We start from the raw sequence: 16,767 nt of genomic DNA, 5'->3' as shown, positions 1-16,767 counted from the left end.
CTCATCCCGTTATCTTCGCGCCGATTTGCGCCCGTTATCCCATTATTCGCACAGCGGAGCAAATCGCCGTGGCGCTACCGCGTTCACGCCGGCGCGAAAGCGAGGCTGCGGCGCGGCAGCGTGCCGATCGCCAGACTGCTTGCCGCCATCATGCCGATCGCCAGCCAGAGGAAGCTCTCGTAGCTTCCCGTCCGGTCGTGGATCACCGCCGCCGCGAGCGGACCGATGGCCGTGCCGATCGACAGCGCCGCCAGCACCCCGCCATAGAGGCCGCCGAAGTTCCGAAGCCCGAAATGCCGGGTGATGAGGTAGACGACGACGTCGATCTCGGCGCCCAGGGTCAGCCCGATCAGCGCCGAGGCCAGCGCCAGCGCCGCCAGCGAAGTGCCGGAACCCAGCAACAGGCCGCAGCCCGCCACCGGCAGCAGGAACACCGCCGCGCCGACCAGCGAAGCCGGGAAACGATCGAGCAGGACGCCCGTGCCCAGCCGCCCCGCCAGCGAGAACCAGCCGACGAACGAGGCGATGGCCGCCGCCGTCATCGGGTCTGCGCCCCGGTCTCCCAGGATCGAGACGAAGTGGACGACCAGGGCAATGATCGTGAACGTGAACAGCAGGCTTGCCGCGAACAGGCGGTGGTAGACGCTGGAGCGCAGCCCTTCGCCCAGCGAAGCGCCGGGCAAATCGCGCCGGACCGGCGCCTTGGCGGCCCTGCTGCGATCGTGCGCGCCGCGGAAGAACATGAGGATCGCCGGGAAGGCGAGGAGGAACCACAGCCCGCCGTGAACCGCAAAGGCCAGCCGCCAGCCGAAAGTCCTGATCGCCCATGTCCCCAGGATCGGGAACAAGCCCGCCGCGATGGAGGCGCCGCAAAGCGTCACCGCCAGGGCCAGCCCGCGCGAAAGTTCGAAGCGCGAAGCCACCGCGCTGGTCCAGACCGAAGCCTGCACCGGCAGCGAGACCATCGCGATCAGGCCCCACAGCAGGTACCACTGCGAAAGGCTTGCCCCCACCGTGCCGAGCAGCGCGAAGGCCAGCGTCAGCAGCACCGCGCCGATCACCCCGAACCTGCGCGGACCGAACCGGTCGACCGCAAGGCCGATGAACACGCCGCCCACGGCCTGCACCAGGGTTGCGATGGTGAGCCCGAAGGTCACTTCGGTGCGGCTCCAGCCCATCGCTTCGGCCACCGGGCCGATGTACGGTCCGATGCCGTAGATATGGATCACGCTGGTGGCATAGCCGAGCCCGGCCGCCACCGGCACCAGCCCGTATCTCGCCCACTCCTGCCGAGCCGATGCCGCCTCAGTCACCGTAGGAAAGCTCCACCCGCGTGGGCTCGCCGTTCGGGCCCATCGGCGAATCGTATTCGATGCAGGTACAGACCGGATTGGCGTGGCCGGCGAAGAGTTTCTCCTCGTCCGCCATTGTCATCGGCCGGCGCGCGGGATCGCTGATGATCGCCTGCGAGCGTTCGAAGTCCTCACGGCTGTTCCACCAGATTTCCATCACGCAGTCATAGCCGGGATCGTGGATCTCGCCGGTGATCGGGTTCTTCTCCGGCACCAGATAGCGCCGGACGTAGCGCACCGCGCCGGGGATCGCCGGCGCCGCGCCCATCTTCTTCGAGAGCTGCGAATGCTGGTTTTCATAGTAGTCCATGAACGCGTCCATGGTCATGTCGGCGCGCTTGCGGAAAAAGCAGAGCTGCTTGAGCATGATTACGCCTTCCTCAGCGCCAGGACGCTGCCTTCGAGATCGGCGCAGATCCACACCGTGCCGTCCGGCCCCACATCGAGCCCGGTCATGTTGCCCATCGGCCCGCACATGTCGCCGACCCCGCCGAGCGGCCGGGGATCGGTGCCTTCGGGCGTGCCTACCGGCAGGTCCGAGGCGATCACCTGCCGCGCGCCGCCGGACAGATCGCACTGCACGACCTCCCGCCGCTTCACGTCGAGCACGGTGACGATGCCGTCGCGCACGGCCAGTCCTTCGGGCCGGACGAGATCGTCGAGCACCGTTTCCGTGCGCCCGCCGACCAGCCTGACCACCCGGCCCGCTCCGCTTTCGGCCACATAGACGGTACCATCCCCGGCAACGGCGACGCCCTTGGGCCGGTCCAGCCCGGAGGCCAGTTCCTCGACCCGCCCGCCATCGGCCGAATGGACCTTGCCGGTGCCGTATTCCGCGAAGACCACCGCGCCCGAAGGGGCCAGCGCCACACCCATCAACTGGTCGAAACCGCTCGCCAGCACCTCGCTCGCCGGGCCGGCGGGGTGGAACCTGGCCACATCGCCATTGGCGGTGGTGACGATCATCGTTCCTGCCCCCGCCGCAACGACCCCGCGCGAGTAGCCGGGGAAATTCGGGCTGAACAACATGCCTTCCAGCTTGGCCATCTCGCCCGCGCGCAGCGAGAAGACGAAGCCGCCGTCGGCGATCCACAGCACGCCGTCCTCGCCCATCGCCACGTCGAGCGGCCATTGCAGGCCCTTCTCGACCAGCGGCTTCACCAGCCCGCCCGCGCTTCGGGGCGTGGTGATCTCATGGATCGAGCCCAGGATGTGCGAGACGAACAGGCGGTCCCCCACGAAAGTGCAATTGTCCAGCCCCGCGCCGATATCGGCCAGCACCGTCTTCTCGCCGGTGCGCGGATCGATCCGCAGCACCTGGCCGCTGGCGACCTGGGTGGAGACGATCATGCCCTGCGCGTCGAATTTCAGCGAATCCGGCACGCCAAGGTCGCCGCAGACCACTTCCGGCTCGCCGCGCCCGTCAAGATCGACCCGCCAGATCGCGTTGGCGCCCATCACCGGCATGTAGAGCTTGCCGTCGGGGCCGACCTCGAAGGCATTGGGCATCGGCACGTTATCGGCAATCACCCGCGCGCCGCCGCCCTCGCGGTCCAGTTCGACGACTTGCGCGCCGATGTGGCAGCCCGCCGCGATCAGGCGGCCTTGCGAAAAGGTGATCGGGTTGGCCACCGGCAGGTCCGCGATCACGGCGCTGCTGCCGTCGGGGCGCAGCACCGAAACGCGACCTTCGGTGATCTCGGTGGCGTAGAGATTGCCCGCATCGTCGAACACGAGATCGTCCGGGGCGGTGATCGCGCCGCCCATCTCGCTCACCACTTCCACCGCGCCGCTGTCGGGATCGATCGCCGAAACGCGGCTGCCCGCGACTTGCGCCACATAGATGCGCCCATCGGCGCCCGTGCGCAGGCCGTTGGCGCCGTTGAGGCGCGAAGGCGGGGTCAGCCGGTGCAGCGTCCAGCCTTCGGCCGGGCGGGCGGAGACGACGCCGTGATTGCGTCCTGCGGGTTCGAGCATCGTCAAGAATGTCCTCTCGTCCGGCCCTGCTGCGGCCGTTCTTTTGCGTGCCGAGCCTATCCAGCGTGTCCGGGGCAGGCAACGCGGTGACCGGGACGAAGCGCCTGGGAACGCGCACTATCGCCCGGGCGACGTTGGCGCGGCTTTGTTCGATTGCCCCGCCCCGCCCTGTACGCATATTCGATCGACAGACGGAAAAGAGACCACCCCGATCAGGGACGGTCGGCCGGGAGAGTTCCATGGAAGAGATGCGCTTTGACGGCCGCGTGGCGGTGATTACCGGAGCCGGCCGCGGTCTTGGCCGGGCCTATGCGCTGCTGTTGGCGGCGCGCGGGGCCAAAGTGGTGGTCAACGATCTGGGCGGTGCGATCCGGGGCGACCTCGATGCACCCGGCGCAGACGAGAGCGTGGCGCAGAGCGTGGTGGACGAGATCGTGGCGGCGGGCGGCGAGGCCATCGCCAATACCGATTCCGTCTCCACCCCCGAAGGCGGCAAGGCCATCGTCCAGGCCGCGCTGGACCAATGGGGCCGGATCGACGTGCTGGTCCACAATGCCGGAAACGTGCGCTACGGCTCGATCCGCGAGCTTTCGGCCGCAGACCTTCACGCCGTGCTCGACGTTCACCTGCTCGGCGCCTTCCACGTCGTGCAGGCCGCGTTCGGGCCGATGTGCGATGCCGGTTACGGGCGCATCGTGCTGACCAGTTCGGTCGGCGGGCTCTACGGCAACCTCAACTGCGTGAACTACGGCATGTCGAAGTCGGCGATGCTGGGCCTCTCCAACATCGCCGCGCTCGAGGGTGAGGCGCACAACGTGAAGTGCAACGTGATCGTGCCCGGCGCGGTGACGCGCATGGCCGAGGGGCTCGACATCTCGCAGTATCCGCCGATGGACCCCGAACTCGTGGCGCCGGTGGTCGGCTGGCTCTCGCACGAGCAATGCCCGGTCACCGGAGAGACCTTCGCCTCGATGGCGGGCCGCGTGGCGCGCATGTTCGTGGCGGAGACGCGCGGCGTCTATCGCCCGGAGTGGACGATCGAGGACGTGGCCGCCGCTTCCGATGCCTTCCGCGACAAGTCCGAAGTGCTCGATTTCGGGCTTCACGGGCATGTCGATCACATCGGCTACTCGTTCCGGATGGCGACGGCGGGCGCCGATGCGTGACCGGGCTTAATGAACAACATTGTTGACAACTAACTGCCGGCTGCGCCAGATTCGGCAGCAACGGGCGACCGGAGCAGAGTCGCCACCCAAGAGGATGCCCATTCGATGGAAATGACCTGCCTCAAGACCGACGTGCCAAGCCCCGAGGAACTCGACATCCCGGCGCTGAAGGCCAAGTATCGCCAGGAGCGCGACAAGCGCATGCGGCGCGAGGGCGGCGAGCAGTACGTGCGGCCCACCGAAGACTTTTCCGACAATTACGCCCACGATCCCTTCACCCCGGTGGCCGAGCGTGAGCCGATCGTCGAGGATCTGGACGTCGCCATCCTCGGTGCCGGTTTCTCGGGCATTCTGGCCGGCTACCACCTGCACAAGCAGGGCGTTTCCAACGTGCGCAACATCGATCACGCCGGCGGCTTCGGCGGCGTATGGTACTGGAACCGCTATCCCGGCGTGCAGTGCGACAACGACGCCTACTGCTACCTGCCGCTGCTGGAAGAAACGGGGTTCATGCCCAGCAAGAAGTTCTCGGACGGCTGGGAAATCCAGCAGTACTGCCAGGACATGGCCGAGCGGTTCGACCTCGTGGACAAGGCGCTGTTCCACACGCTCGTCACCTCGATCCAGTGGGACGAAAGCATCAAGCGCTGGCACGTGAAGACCAACCGCGGCGACGACATTCGCGCCCGGTTCGTGGTCATGGCCGGCGGCGTGATGAACATGCCCAAGCTGCCGGGCATCCCCGGCATCCACGACTTCAAGGGCAAGATGTTCCACACCAGCCGCTGGGAGCATGACTATACCGGCGGTTCGTGGACCGCGCCGGAGCTGGAAAAGCTCAAGGACAAGCGCGTCGCCATCGTCGGCACCGGGGCAACCGCCGTGCAGGCGGTGCCCTACCTCGGCAAGTACGCCAAGCATCTCTTCGTGCTCCAGCGCACGCCGTCGAACATCGACGAACGTCCCAATCCGCCGACCGACCCGGACTGGGCCGCCTCGCTCGCGCCGGGCTGGCAGCAGGAGCGCATGGCGAACTTCCACCGCGCCGCGCAGCAGTTCTTCCTGCCGGGCGAGCCTGACCTGATCTGCGACATCTGGACCGAGATCAGCCGCAACCTCGCCGTCGAACTGGCGGAGGAAGGCTGGCCCGCGCTCGATCCGCTGGAGTTCATGGATCGCCGCGAAGTCGTGGACTTCCAGGTGATGGAACGCCTGCGCCGCCGCGTCGATGCCATCGTGCAGGACGAGGAAACGGCCGAGAAGCTCAAGCCGTGGTTCCGCTTCATGTGCAAGCGGCCGCTTTCCAACAACGAGTTCTACCCGACCTTCAACCAGCCCAACGTCACGCTGATCGACGTTTCGGGCACCCAGGGCGTGGAACGGATGACCGAGAAGGGCTTCATCGCCGATGGCGTGGAGCACGAGGTTGACCTGATGATCTTCGCCTCCGGCTTCGAAGTCACCTCCGACCTCAAGCGCCGCTGGGGCATCGACACCGTCGAAGGACGCGGCGGCAAGTCGATCTACGACCACTGGACCAACGGCGCGAGCACGTTCCACGGCGTGATCACCGACGAATTCCCGGCGATGTTCTACATGGGCTACATCCAGGGCGCCACGAACTCCTCCACGACTGAGCAGTTCGGCCGCCAGGCGGAGCACATCGGCTTCATGGTGGGCGAAACCCTGCGCCGCGGCGCCAGCACCGTCGCCGCCACCCGGGAAGGCGTCGAAGGCTACTGCGCGCACTGCAAGGAAAACGAAGTCGACATGTCCGGCTTCCAGAACGACTGCACGCCCAGCTACTTCAACAACGAGGGCGACAAGGAACTGAAGTGGGCCCTGTTCCGCGGCTATCTGCCCGGCTGGGACGCCTTCCGCGACATGCTGGCCGACTGGCGCGGCAGCAAGGAACTGGACGGGGTGAAGTTCGAGGCCTGATTCTCGAATAGCCCGTTCCGGCCGGGGGGCGCGGGTTTCGCCCGCCCCCCCCCGGCCAGCATTTGCCCGACGCGGCGGCGATGGCGCCGGCGGCGGCGGCAATTCCCGGGCGGAACCAGCGTAACGCCCAACTCCGCACTTGCCGAGGCCGGCCGGCGCGGGCATCGCCGCCGACATGACCGCGCCGACCGACCGCACCGCCCTTCTTGCCGGCCTCTCCATCGTCGTGGCGCAGGCCTCGATCAATCTCGGCGCCGCTTTCGCCAAGAGCCTGTTCCCGATCGTCGGGCCGGAAGGCGTCGCCGCCCTGCGCACCGCGATTTCGGCCGTGATCCTGCTGGCCATAGCCCGCCCCTGGCGCAGCCGCATGAGCGGGCGGCAACTGGGCTGGCTGCTGGTCTACGGGCTCGTGCTGGGCGGCATGAACCTGATGATCTACTGGGCGTTCCGGCGCATTCCCATCGGCATTGGCGTTGCCATCGAGATTTGCGGACCGCTCGGCGTGGTCCTGGCGACCTCGCGTTCGCTGCGGGACTTTCTCTGGCTCGGCCTGGCGCTCGGCGGACTGGCGCTGCTGATCCCCTGGCCGGGACGCGCCGCCCCGCTCGATCTGGCCGGGATCGGCTTCGCGCTTGGCGCGGCGGCCTGCTGGGCGCTCTATATCCTTTGCGGGAAACGCGCAGCGCAAGTCGGCAGTTCGACGGCGGTATCGATCGGGATGACGGTGGCCTGCCTCGTCACCGTGCCCTTCGGGATCGCTTCGGCTCCGGCCAGCCTGCCGCTGCCCGCGCTCGGCCTCGGGTTCGTCGTCGCGATCCTGTCCAGCGCCTTGCCCTACATGCTTGAAATGCGGGCGATGACGCAGCTCCCCAGCCGGATCGTCGGCCTGCTCAGCAGCATGGCCCCCGCACTCGGCGCGATCGTCGGCTTCGCGGTTCTGGGCGAGCGGCTGACCGGGCTGCAATGGCTGGCGGTGGCAATGATGATCGCGGCAAGCGCCGGCTGTTCGCTCGCCGCCCGGTCCCCGGTGGCAAGCCCCCGCGACGAGGCGATGGCCTGAACCGCCGCCTCAGCCCTCGATATCGAGCTGCCGCAGCACTTCGGCTATCGCGCGCGGATCGCTGGCGAACCCGAGGTGCGAACACCGGATGGCCACGGCGCGGTCGCGCTCGTGCGGCCATCCGCAGGCGGAGCGCGGATGAATCACCCCGTCGCGCGGGCTCCACAATGCGATGGTCGGCACGGGCGGCTTCGCGGCGAAATCGCAGTCGATCGGCGGTGCATCCACCGAATGGCCGGTGACCACCTGATAGGCCCGCCAGGCATTGTTGGCGCGCGGATCGCCGGAAAAGGGCGTGCCCATCGTCACCACCTTGCCCACGCTGTCCGGCTCGCGGCGGGCGATCTCGCGGGCGAACAGGCCCCCCAGGCTCCAGCCGACCAGCGTGACAGGCGCCCGGTGCCGCCGCGCCAGCGCGCCGACGCGGCGCATCAGGAACTCGAAGTTGGTCTGGTTGGGGCCGAAGTTGAAGCCGAGCCCCCATTCGTGCACGTCATGCCCGGCCAGGGCGAGGGCCTCGGCCATCGGCTTCATCCGGTTGGGATGGGCGCCGAAGCCGGGAAGCAGCATGACCGGCTGGGGATGAAGCGCTTTCTCGACGCCGAGCAGCTTCGCGCCGCGGCTGCGGAGAGACGCGAGTTCCGCCAGGAACAGGCGCAGCGACGGCTTGCGGACGCCTTCGGGATGCGGTTCGCGCGCCAGCGCCGCGCGGCGCGCGATGGCGCTGCGCATGACGCCGAACTGCCGGGGGGCCGGACCGTTCACGCCCCTGCGGACTCCTGTCCGATCGACCGCCGACATGCTGTCATCCCTGCCGCCTTCACTCCTTGCAGTCGCCGACCCGCGTGGTCGTCATGTGCATCGTCATCTTCATCTGTCCGTTCTGGGCGCCCTGCGCGGTTCCCGTCATGTCCATGGCCACGGTGATGTCCGAACTGTCCTCGGCCACCTTGCCGTTCAGCGTCATGACCGCCTTGCCGCCGTCCTTCGCCGTGCAGTTCATCTGGGCATCGAGCTTGCCGCCATCAACGGTGAAGCGCGAATAAGCGCATTCCTTGTCCTTATCGACGCTCTCGAACATGTCGCGGTAGCCTTTGTCGGACTGTTCCTTGGTCAGGCAGAACTCGCTGACCTTCTCCTTGGCCAGCATCGCCTTCATCTGGTCGACGGTTTCCTTCGGCATTCCCGGCAGGTCGATCCCGGTAACCGCGATCTTCTGGCTGTACTGGCCGGGCTTGGGACGATCCAGCTTGGCGGCTTCCTGCTTCACCTCGTCGATCGATTTCGCGCCCTCGGCCTCGTGGCCGGAGTCCTTCGAACCGCAACCGGCGGCCAGCATTGCCAGACCGATCGCCGCGGTCATCGTCACGTATCGCTTCATCTCGCCTTGATCCTTCGCACCATCCCCGGATGTGAGCGGGGTACCATCGGCGCGTCGTCACTGCCAACGACTCATTGCGGGCGCGTGGCATATACCCCATATGTTCTCCCATGGCAGAACTGATCATTCGCCGGGGCCTTGAGGAACCGGACACCTCGGGCACGTTCGTCCCTCACAAACCGCAGCGTCCCGACAAGTCGATGCCGGGCAGGCCGTTCAAGGTCGTTTCCGAATACGAACCCAACGGCGACCAGCCCACCGCCATCGCCGACCTCGTCTCGACCGCGGAAGAGGGCGAGAAGACGCAGGTGCTGCTGGGCGTCACCGGCTCGGGCAAGACCTTCACCATGGCCAAGGTGATCGAGGAACTGCAGCGCCCGGCGCTGATCCTCGCGCCGAACAAGATCCTCGCCGCGCAGCTCTATGCCGAAATGAAGGACTTCTTCCCTGAAAACGCGGTCGAGTATTTCGTCTCCTACTACGACTATTACCAGCCAGAGGCCTATGTCGCCCGGTCGGACACCTACATCGAGAAGGAAAGCTCAGTGAACGAGGCGATCGACCGGATGCGCCACTCGGCCACGCGGGCATTGCTGGAGCGGGACGACGTGATCATCGTCGCCTCGGTCTCGTGCCTTTACGGCATCGGCTCGGTCGAGACGTACTCGGCCATGATCTTCGACCTCAAGACCGGCGACACGCAGGACCAGCGCGAGATCATCCGCAAGCTCGTGGCCCTCCAGTACAAGCGCAACGATGCGGCCTTCACGCGCGGCACCTTCCGCGTGCGCGGGGACAACCTGGAACTGTTCCCCTCCCACCTTGAGGACACCGCCTGGCGCATCTCGTTCTTCGGGGACGAGATCGAGGAAATCGCCGAATTCGATCCGCTCACCGGCAAGAAGGGCTCCGCGCTCGAAAAAGTGCGGGTCTACGCGAACTCGCACTATGTCACGCCCGGGCCGACGATGAAGCAGGCCAGCGAGGCGATCCGCTTCGAACTGACCGAGCGTCTGAAGGAACTGGAAGCCGAAGGCCGCCTGCTGGAAGCCCAGCGGCTGGAGCAGCGCACCAATTTCGACCTCGAGATGATCGCCGCCACTGGCAGTTGCGCGGGGATCGAGAACTATTCGCGCTTCCTCACCGGCCGCATGCCGGGCGAACCGCCGCCGACGCTGTTCGAATACCTGCCGGACAATGCCCTGCTGTTCGTGGACGAAAGCCACCAGACGGTGCCGCAGATCGGCGCCATGTCGAAGGGCGATCACCGCCGCAAGATCACCCTTGCCGAATACGGCTTCCGCCTGCCCAGCTGCATCGACAACCGCCCGCTGCGCTTCAACGAATGGGATGCGATGCGCCCGCAGACCATCGCCGTCTCGGCCACGCCCGGCCACTGGGAGATGGACCAGAGCGGCGGCGTCTTCGCCGAACAGGTGATCCGCCCTACCGGCCTGATCGACCCGCCGGTGGAGATCCGCCCGGTCGAGGATCAGGTGCAGGACTGCATCGTCGAATGCAAGACCACGGCGGAGCGCGGCTATCGCACCCTCGTCACCACCCTCACCAAGCGCATGGCGGAGGATCTCACCGAATTCATGCACGAGGCCGGCGTGCGCGTGCGCTACATGCACAGCGACGTCGAGACGCTGGAACGCATCGAACTCATCCGCGACCTGCGCATGGGGGTCTACGATGTGTTGGTGGGCATCAACCTCCTTCGCGAGGGGCTCGACATTCCCGAATGCGGGCTGGTCTGCATCCTCGATGCCGACAAGGAAGGCTTCCTGCGCAGCGAAACCTCGCTGATCCAGACCATCGGCCGCGCCGCGCGCAACGTGGATGGCCGCGTGATCCTCTATGCCGACCGCATGACCGGATCGATGGAACGCGCCATCGCCGAAACCGACCGCCGCCGCACGCGCCAGGAAGAATACAACACCGAGCACGGCATCACCCCGCAGACGATCAAGCGCCGCATCGCCGATATCGTGGCGGACACCGCCAGCCGCGACGGCGTGCTGATCGACATCGACGCGGAAGGGCAGAACAATCTCGTCGGCCACAACTTGCGCGCTTATATCGAGGAACTCGAACAGAAGATGCGCAATGCCGCAGCCGACCTCGAATTCGAGGAAGCCGGCCGCCTGCGCGACGAGATTCGCCGCCTGGAAGCCAGCGAACTCGGCATTCCTGACGATCACAAGAAAGCCCCGATCGTCGGCCGCAGCAACGAGGGCAAGCCGGGGACGCGCAAGACGCGCTATGGAAAATCCCAGAAAAAGCGGTGGGGCAGCTGAGGCAAGGCCGGTTCACGGAAGACGGGATTGCTCATCCGCGCATCCGCCGATGCCGGATGGCAAAATGCCCGGGAGCCTGAAGAACAGGTCCCGGGCAGTGTCAGGATGGCTTGTCGCCGATCCTTCGGGTCGCAGGGTTATCCTGTACTGATTCCAGGGCGGCGGCATACCATGTTCATGGTACTTTCCCGGAAGATCCATCGCATAACGGTACTTGTTAAGTACTGTTACCCGCCCCATGATATCGTTTGTGGGCATTGACAGGGACCAGTCTCGCGCAGGCGATCTTGCGGAGCTTTTCACGCGCGCACCGTTCGAGGATGCGGGGTGGGACAAGGCGCTGAAGGCGCTTGCCAGTGAAACCGGCTCCTCGCGCGCGCAGCTTCTGGCGCTGGGTGACCGTAACACCGCCTTCAACTGGGTGACGGACAGCGACCAGACCTTCATCGACGAGTTCGTCTCGATCGGCGGTTACCGGCCCGACGTGAACTACAGGGTCGCCGCCACGCGCCCGCCGCTCGAACTGTCATGGGAAGCGCATTACGCGGCGGCGCGCGCCGTTTCCACCAATGAGAGCTATCTCGACTATGTGCGCCGCCACGATGCCGAATTCGGCGTCCAGATGGTGCTGAGCCAGCGACCCGGCGTACTGTTCGGGATCGCCGCGCTGCATGGCACCCGGGATGGCCCGACGACCGAGGCCCAGCGCGAGGTCTTCGCCCGGATCGGGCCGACCGTGCTGGACGCCATCCGGCTTCAGGATTCCATAGAGCATCAGGGCGCGGCGCTCCTGCAAGGATCGCTCGAAGCCATGAGCAGCGCCGCGATCCTTCTCGACGCGGTGGGCAAGGTCTGTGGAATGACTGGTGCCGCCCGCGACCTGCTGGGCCCACGAACGCTGCAGGTCCGCGCCAGGGTGCTTCGCGCCGCGCGGCAGGACGTGGACCTTGCGCTCCAGACGCAGATCGGCGCGGCCCTTGCCGGCACCCGCACTGGACCGGCCGATCTCTGGCTGCATGCCGACGAAGGCCCGGTTCTGCTCGACGTCCGCACCCTGCCGCGGCAGGACTGGACCTTCGGTTTCGCGCCGCGCGTGATCGTCACGCTGCGCGCGCCGATCACGCCCGCCAATGTCCCGCCGCAGCGGCTGGCAGACGCCCTGAAGCTGACCATGGCCGAAGCCGAAGTCGTCATGTTGCTGGCGCAGGGCCATTCGCGGCAGATCATCGCCGGAATGAGAAACGTCAGCGTCCAGACCGTGGTGGCCCAGTTGCGCACGATCTTCCAGAAGTGCGGCGTCAATCGCGAGGCGGAACTGGTCGCCACGGCAGGATCGGTGATAGAAATGGTGTCGCGATAAGGGGAACGGACCAGGCGGATTCTGTCATGCATCCGCCGCAACCGTGTGTTTGGACTTTGCACTGGATTCGTCGCTCCCGGAGGCCGACTGGCGCTTCCAACGTCATTCAGAAACGAAGAGGATGCCCATGCGCATTGAGAGTCCCGAGCTTCGCTCCAAGGTCATGCCGGCAGAAGAGGCCGCGCGCCTGATCGAAAGCGGCACCGCCGTGGGCATGAGCGGCTTTACCGGCTCGGGTTATCCCAAGGCCGTGCCGCTTGCCCTTGCCGCCCATATCGAGGCCGAACACGCGGCGGGCCGCGCCTTCAAGGTGCGCATGTGGACCGGCGCCTCGACCGGCCCCGAGCTCGACGGCGCGCTGGCCAAGGCCGACGGCATCGAATTCCGCCTGCCCTACAATTCCGATCCCATCGCCCGCGAACGCATCAACAAGGGCGAGATGAACTACTTCGACATGCACTTGTCGCAGGTCGCGCCGATGGCCTGGCAGGGCTTCCTCGGCCCGCTCGACACCGCGGTGATCGAAGTGGCCGGCATCCGCGCCGACGGCAGCCTGATCCCCTCCTCCTCGGTGGGCAACAACAAGACCTGGCTCGACCGCGCCTCCAAGGTGATCCTCGAAGTGAATTCGTGGCAGAACGAGGCGCTGGAGGGCATGCACGACATCTATTACGGCACCGCCCTGCCGCCCGCGCGCGTGCCGATCCCGCTGGTGAAGCCCGATGACCGCATCGGCGAACCCTACCTCAAGGTCGATCCCGCCAAGGTCGTCGCCGTGGTCGAGACCGACCGGCCGGACCGCAACGCCCCGTTCAGCCCGCCGGACGAGAAGGCCAGGGCGATCGCCGGCCACATCCTCGAATTCCTGAGCCACGAAGTGAAGCTGGGCCGCCTGCCTTCGGCGCTGCTGCCGATCCAGTCGGGCGTGGGCAATATCGCCAATGCCGTGCTGACCGGCCTTGTCGATTCGCCGTTCGATGCGCTGACTTCCTACACCGAAGTGATCCAGGACGGCATGCTGGACCTGCTGGATTCCGGCAAGCTGCGCATGGCCTCGGCCACCGCCTTCTCTCTGAGCCCCGAGGCTGCCGCGCGCGTCAATGCGGACATGCACCGCTACCGCGACAAGATGATCCTGCGCCCGCAGGAAATCTCCAACCACCCCGAACTGATCCGCCGTCTCGGCTGCATCGCCATGAACGGGCTGATCGAGGCGGACATCTACGGCGCCGTGAACTCCACCCACGTCATGGGTTCGCGCATCCAGAACGGCATCGGCGGTTCGGGCGATTTCGCGCGCAATGCCTATATCTCGATCTTCATGACGCCCTCCACCGCCAAGGGCGGCAAGATCTCGGCCATCGTGCCGCAGGCCAGCCATGTCGACCACATCAACCAGGACGTGCAGGTGATCGTCACCGAGCAGGGCCTGGCCGACCTTCGCGGCCTCAGCCCGCGGGAGCGCGCCAAGGTCATCATCGCCAACTGCGCGCACCCGGACTATCGCCCGCTGCTGGAAGACTATTACGCCCGCGCGCTCAAGGGCTCCTACGGCCTCCAGTCGCCCTCGCTGCCGGGCGAGGCGCTGTCCTGGCACCAGCGCTTCATCGAGACGGGATCGATGCTGCCCTGACCGGATTCGGACGGCACCCCCGAGCCGTCCGAACGCCTGGCCTGCCCTGCCTTCCGATGGCTTAACCCATGGCCAATCCCCGGAAGGCAGGACGGGCCAGGCACCATTTTTTCCGGTCCGAACCCTTGTCGTATACTATCTTCGAGTTCTAGGTATCGCCCCATGAGCGCCCGTTCGGGCGCAGTCCAAAAGGGGTCGTTCCTTTCATGCGCAAAGTTTCGCTGGCCTGTCTGGCCATGGTTCTCGCCGCCACCTCGTTCCCGGCCTTCGCGGCCGAAAAGCCCGCCGACAGCGCCGAAGCGAAGAAGGGCGACGATGCGAAGGGCGACGAACTCCCCATGCTGCCCGCGCCCAAGTCGATCAAGCAGAGCGCGGTGATCGGCGGCAAGACCGTGAATTACGTCGCCACCGTCGGCGCGCTGCCGATCAAGGACGAGAAGGGCAAGACCATCGGCGAGGTGGTCTACACCGCCTACACCGTGCCCGGTGCGCCCACTTCGCGCCCCGTGACCTTCGCCTTCAACGGCGGCCCCGGCGCGGCCTCGGTCTACCTGAACCTCGGCGCCATCGGCCCCAAGCGCGTCCAGTTCGGCGCGCAGGGCGATGCCCCGTCCGATCCGGCCGTGCTGCATGACAACCCGAACTCGTGGCTGGACTTCACCGACCTCGTCTTCATCGACCCGATCGGCACCGGCTTCTCGCGCAGCCGCGTCGATGCCGAAGAGACCAAGAAGGCGTTCTACACCTCCGAGAACGACATCAAGTACCTCAGCCGCGTGGTCTACGACTGGCTGAACCAGAACGGCCGCCTGACCAGCCGCAAGTACCTTTCGGGCGAGAGCTACGGCGGCTACCGCGTGCCGCGCCTGGCCTATTACCTGCAGACGCAGATGGGCGTGGGCATCTCGGGCATGACGCTGGTTTCGCCCTATCTCGATCCGCCCGCCATCGGCGAGGACGACGCGCTTTCGCCGCTGCCCTGGATGATCAACCTGCCCGCCATGGTCGCAGGCCACTTCGAACGTCAGGGCAACCTGAGCGAGGCTTCGATGGCCCCCGTCGAACAGTACATCCGCACCCAGTACGTGCAGGACTTCCTGGCCGGCCCGCAGGACAAGGCCGCGACCGACCGCCTCTCGGCCAAAGTGGCGGAACTGACCGGGCTCGATCCGGCCCTCGTGCGCCGCATGGACGGCCGCGTGGATATCGGCACCTACTTGCGCGAAATCCGCCGCGACCAGGGTCTTGTCGGTTCGGTCTACGATTCCAACTTCACCGCCTACGACCCCTTCCCGGCCAGCGCCCGCCCGCAGTACAGCGACCCGCTGCTGACCACCCTGATCGCGCCGACGACTTCGGCGATGGTGGACTTCGTGACGCGTCAGGTCGGCTGGAAGGTCGATGCGCGCTACAACGCGCTGTCCTATGAAGTGAACAACGCCTGGGAACGCGACGACAGCGACAATCCGGTCAAGGACCTGCGCCAGGCGATCTCGATCGACCCGAAGATGACCGTCGACATCGTTCACGGCTGGGACGATCTCTCGTGCCCCTACTTCGGTTCGCGCCTGATCATGTCGCAGATGCCGCAGTTCGGCCGCCCGGACCGTGTGCGACTGCACATGTACCCCGGCGGGCACATGTTCTACTCGCGCACGGACAGCGGCGCGGCGCTCCGCCGCGATATCCTCGAAAGCTACCGCGCGGCGTCGTGACGCAAGAAAAACGGGGCTGCGGACGATCCCGCAGCCCCGTTTTCTGCCGCCCGGGCGACATAGGAAAGGGACGCTTGCGAGCGTCCCTTTTTCGCGTTCAGAGCTTGCCGAACTTCTCTTCGTAAGCGCCGGTGTCCCCGCCGGAGAGCAGGCGTGCCTGTTCCACCCAGCTATCGCGGCGCGGACGGCCCGCGAAGGCCCCCAGCTTGCCGTCCAGCTCGTCGAGATCGGCATCGGTCCATGCGGCGATCTGCTCGAAGCGGGTCACGCCGAGCGCGGTCAGCAACGTGAGCATCTTGGGGCCGAGGCCCTTGATCTTGCGCAAGTCGTCGCCCTCGCTCGCCGGCGCGGCGGCAGGTGCGGGCGCGACTTCGGCGGGCTCAGGCGCCGGAGCCTCGGGCGTAGGCGCAGGTACAGGCGTAGGCGCGGGCGCAGGCGCCGCTTCCGGCTCGGCCGCGATGGTCTGCGGCGGCGGGGTGGCCGCATCCACTTCCTGCTGCGCGGCCACGGCGATCACTTCGCCGATCCCGGCCATCGTCCCCGCCATGGCAGGCGGATCGATATGGACGGGCGCGGTGAACTGCGCAGCGGGCGGCGCATCGTCTATCAGGGCCTGATTGCGCTGCGCGGGCGCGGCGCCTTCGTCCAGCACGTCGGGACGATGGGCGCGGGGCGCGGGCTTGGAGGCGCGCGCGAACAGCCAGTAGGCGACGACGATGCCGACCAGCAACGCGACGATGAAGATCAGCCAGTTGGCCTCGATCATTTGCACCACAACTTATCCCTTCCGGTTCCAGACCAGCCAGCCGATGCCGAAACCCGCCATATAGGTCAGCAGCACCGAAACGGCCATTTCAAGCCATAGCGGCATCGGCGGCTCCT

At 66.7% G+C, this 16,767-nt stretch carries 13 protein-coding genes; 7 read left to right on the top strand and 6 right to left on the bottom strand.

Annotation, left to right across the window (positions count from 1 at the left end; genetic code table 11):
- Positions 1-83: 83 nt before the first annotated feature.
- Genes U9J33_RS03650 through U9J33_RS03640 form a run of 3 tightly spaced genes read right to left on the bottom strand, consistent with a single transcriptional unit; the run spans position 84 to position 3,329 of the window.
- Entirely contained in the window at positions 84-1,313 is a 1,230-nt protein-coding gene (locus tag U9J33_RS03650; protein WP_185998108.1) for an MFS transporter, read from the bottom strand.
- Positions 1,306-1,719, bottom strand: a complete 414-nt coding sequence (locus U9J33_RS03645) for an EthD domain-containing protein (protein WP_054437160.1) — start codon at positions 1,717-1,719, stop codon at positions 1,306-1,308. The genes U9J33_RS03650 and U9J33_RS03645 overlap by 8 nt, the downstream gene beginning before the upstream one ends.
- Positions 1,720-1,721: 2 nt before the next feature.
- A complete protein-coding gene (locus U9J33_RS03640; RefSeq protein ID WP_132469438.1) occupies positions 1,722-3,329 on the bottom strand; it encodes an SMP-30/gluconolactonase/LRE family protein in 1,608 nt (535 codons plus the stop codon).
- Between the two features lie 239 nt (positions 3,330-3,568).
- Between U9J33_RS03640 and U9J33_RS03635 the strand changes: the two genes are divergently transcribed.
- The 3 genes from U9J33_RS03635 to U9J33_RS03625 all read left to right on the top strand — a co-directional run bounded on the left by U9J33_RS03635 (position 3,569) and on the right by U9J33_RS03625 (position 7,496).
- On the top strand, positions 3,569-4,495 hold the full coding sequence (locus U9J33_RS03635; RefSeq protein WP_324697946.1) for an SDR family NAD(P)-dependent oxidoreductase: 927 nt from the start codon (positions 3,569-3,571) through the stop codon (positions 4,493-4,495).
- 105 nt (positions 4,496-4,600) lie between these two features.
- On the top strand, positions 4,601-6,436 hold the full coding sequence (locus tag U9J33_RS03630; RefSeq protein WP_292636616.1) for a flavin-containing monooxygenase: 1,836 nt from the start codon (positions 4,601-4,603) through the stop codon (positions 6,434-6,436).
- Positions 6,437-6,611: 175 nt separating this feature from the next.
- Positions 6,612-7,496, top strand: coding sequence for an EamA family transporter (locus U9J33_RS03625; protein ID WP_185998110.1), 885 nt, complete (start codon positions 6,612-6,614; stop codon positions 7,494-7,496).
- 9 nt (positions 7,497-7,505) lie between these two features.
- Here U9J33_RS03625 and U9J33_RS03620 read toward each other — a convergent pair whose 3' ends face one another.
- Complete coding sequence (locus U9J33_RS03620; RefSeq protein ID WP_420719874.1) at positions 7,506-8,228, bottom strand: esterase/lipase family protein; 723 nt, start codon at positions 8,226-8,228, stop codon at positions 7,506-7,508.
- A gap of 88 nt (positions 8,229-8,316) precedes the next feature.
- Entirely contained in the window at positions 8,317-8,877 is a 561-nt protein-coding gene (locus U9J33_RS03615; RefSeq protein WP_324697939.1) for a DUF3617 domain-containing protein, read from the bottom strand.
- 110 nt (positions 8,878-8,987) lie between these two features.
- On the opposite strand from U9J33_RS03615, the gene uvrB reads away from it, so the two are divergent.
- From uvrB to U9J33_RS03595, 4 genes are all read left to right on the top strand, one after another.
- Positions 8,988-11,177 carry an excinuclease ABC subunit UvrB gene (gene uvrB, locus U9J33_RS03610; RefSeq protein ID WP_054437165.1) on the top strand — a complete coding sequence of 730 codons (2,190 nt, stop codon included), beginning with the start codon at positions 8,988-8,990 and terminating at the stop codon, positions 11,175-11,177.
- 250 nt (positions 11,178-11,427) lie between these two features.
- On the top strand, positions 11,428-12,537 hold the full coding sequence (locus U9J33_RS03605) for a LuxR C-terminal-related transcriptional regulator (protein WP_324697937.1): 1,110 nt from the start codon (positions 11,428-11,430) through the stop codon (positions 12,535-12,537).
- Between the two features lie 127 nt (positions 12,538-12,664).
- Positions 12,665-14,170 (top strand): acetyl-CoA hydrolase/transferase family protein, encoded by a 1,506-nt coding sequence (locus U9J33_RS03600; protein ID WP_369818239.1) that lies wholly within the window; start codon positions 12,665-12,667, stop codon positions 14,168-14,170.
- Positions 14,171-14,376: 206 nt separating this feature from the next.
- Positions 14,377-15,885: a S10 family peptidase gene (locus tag U9J33_RS03595; protein ID WP_185998112.1), complete on the top strand. Its 1,509-nt coding sequence runs from the start codon at positions 14,377-14,379 to the stop codon at positions 15,883-15,885.
- A gap of 97 nt (positions 15,886-15,982) precedes the next feature.
- On the opposite strand, the gene U9J33_RS03590 is transcribed toward U9J33_RS03595, so the two are convergent.
- Positions 15,983-16,651, bottom strand: a complete 669-nt coding sequence (locus tag U9J33_RS03590) for a hypothetical protein (RefSeq protein ID WP_324699002.1) — start codon at positions 16,649-16,651, stop codon at positions 15,983-15,985.
- Positions 16,652-16,767 lie beyond the last annotated feature (116 nt).

The sequence above is a fragment of the Novosphingobium sp. RL4 genome, from assembly GCF_035658495.1.
Classification (GTDB): domain Bacteria; phylum Pseudomonadota; class Alphaproteobacteria; order Sphingomonadales; family Sphingomonadaceae; genus Novosphingobium.
This window is presented reverse-complemented; position numbering and strand designations above follow the sequence as displayed.

Excerpts from the sequence above, each read along its gene's own strand:
- U9J33_RS03600 (WP_369818239.1), top strand. The coding sequence starts at position 12,665 with ATGCGCATTGAGAGTCCCGAGCTTCGCTCCAAGGTCATGCCGGCAGAA.
- U9J33_RS03640 (WP_132469438.1), bottom strand. The coding sequence starts at position 3,329 with ATGCTCGAACCCGCAGGACGCAATCACGGCGTCGTCTCCGCCCGCCCG.
- U9J33_RS03630 (WP_292636616.1), top strand. The coding sequence starts at position 4,601 with ATGGAAATGACCTGCCTCAAGACCGACGTGCCAAGCCCCGAGGAACTC.
- uvrB (WP_054437165.1), top strand. The coding sequence starts at position 8,988 with ATGGCAGAACTGATCATTCGCCGGGGCCTTGAGGAACCGGACACCTCG.
- U9J33_RS03645 (WP_054437160.1), bottom strand. The coding sequence starts at position 1,719 with ATGCTCAAGCAGCTCTGCTTTTTCCGCAAGCGCGCCGACATGACCATG.
- U9J33_RS03635 (WP_324697946.1), top strand. The coding sequence starts at position 3,569 with ATGGAAGAGATGCGCTTTGACGGCCGCGTGGCGGTGATTACCGGAGCC.
- U9J33_RS03595 (WP_185998112.1), top strand. The coding sequence starts at position 14,377 with ATGCGCAAAGTTTCGCTGGCCTGTCTGGCCATGGTTCTCGCCGCCACC.
- U9J33_RS03615 (WP_324697939.1), bottom strand. The coding sequence starts at position 8,877 with ATGAAGCGATACGTGACGATGACCGCGGCGATCGGTCTGGCAATGCTG.
- U9J33_RS03590 (WP_324699002.1), bottom strand. The coding sequence starts at position 16,651 with ATGATCGAGGCCAACTGGCTGATCTTCATCGTCGCGTTGCTGGTCGGC.
- U9J33_RS03625 (WP_185998110.1), top strand. The coding sequence starts at position 6,612 with ATGACCGCGCCGACCGACCGCACCGCCCTTCTTGCCGGCCTCTCCATC.
- U9J33_RS03620 (WP_420719874.1), bottom strand. The coding sequence starts at position 8,228 with ATGCGCAGCGCCATCGCGCGCCGCGCGGCGCTGGCGCGCGAACCGCAT.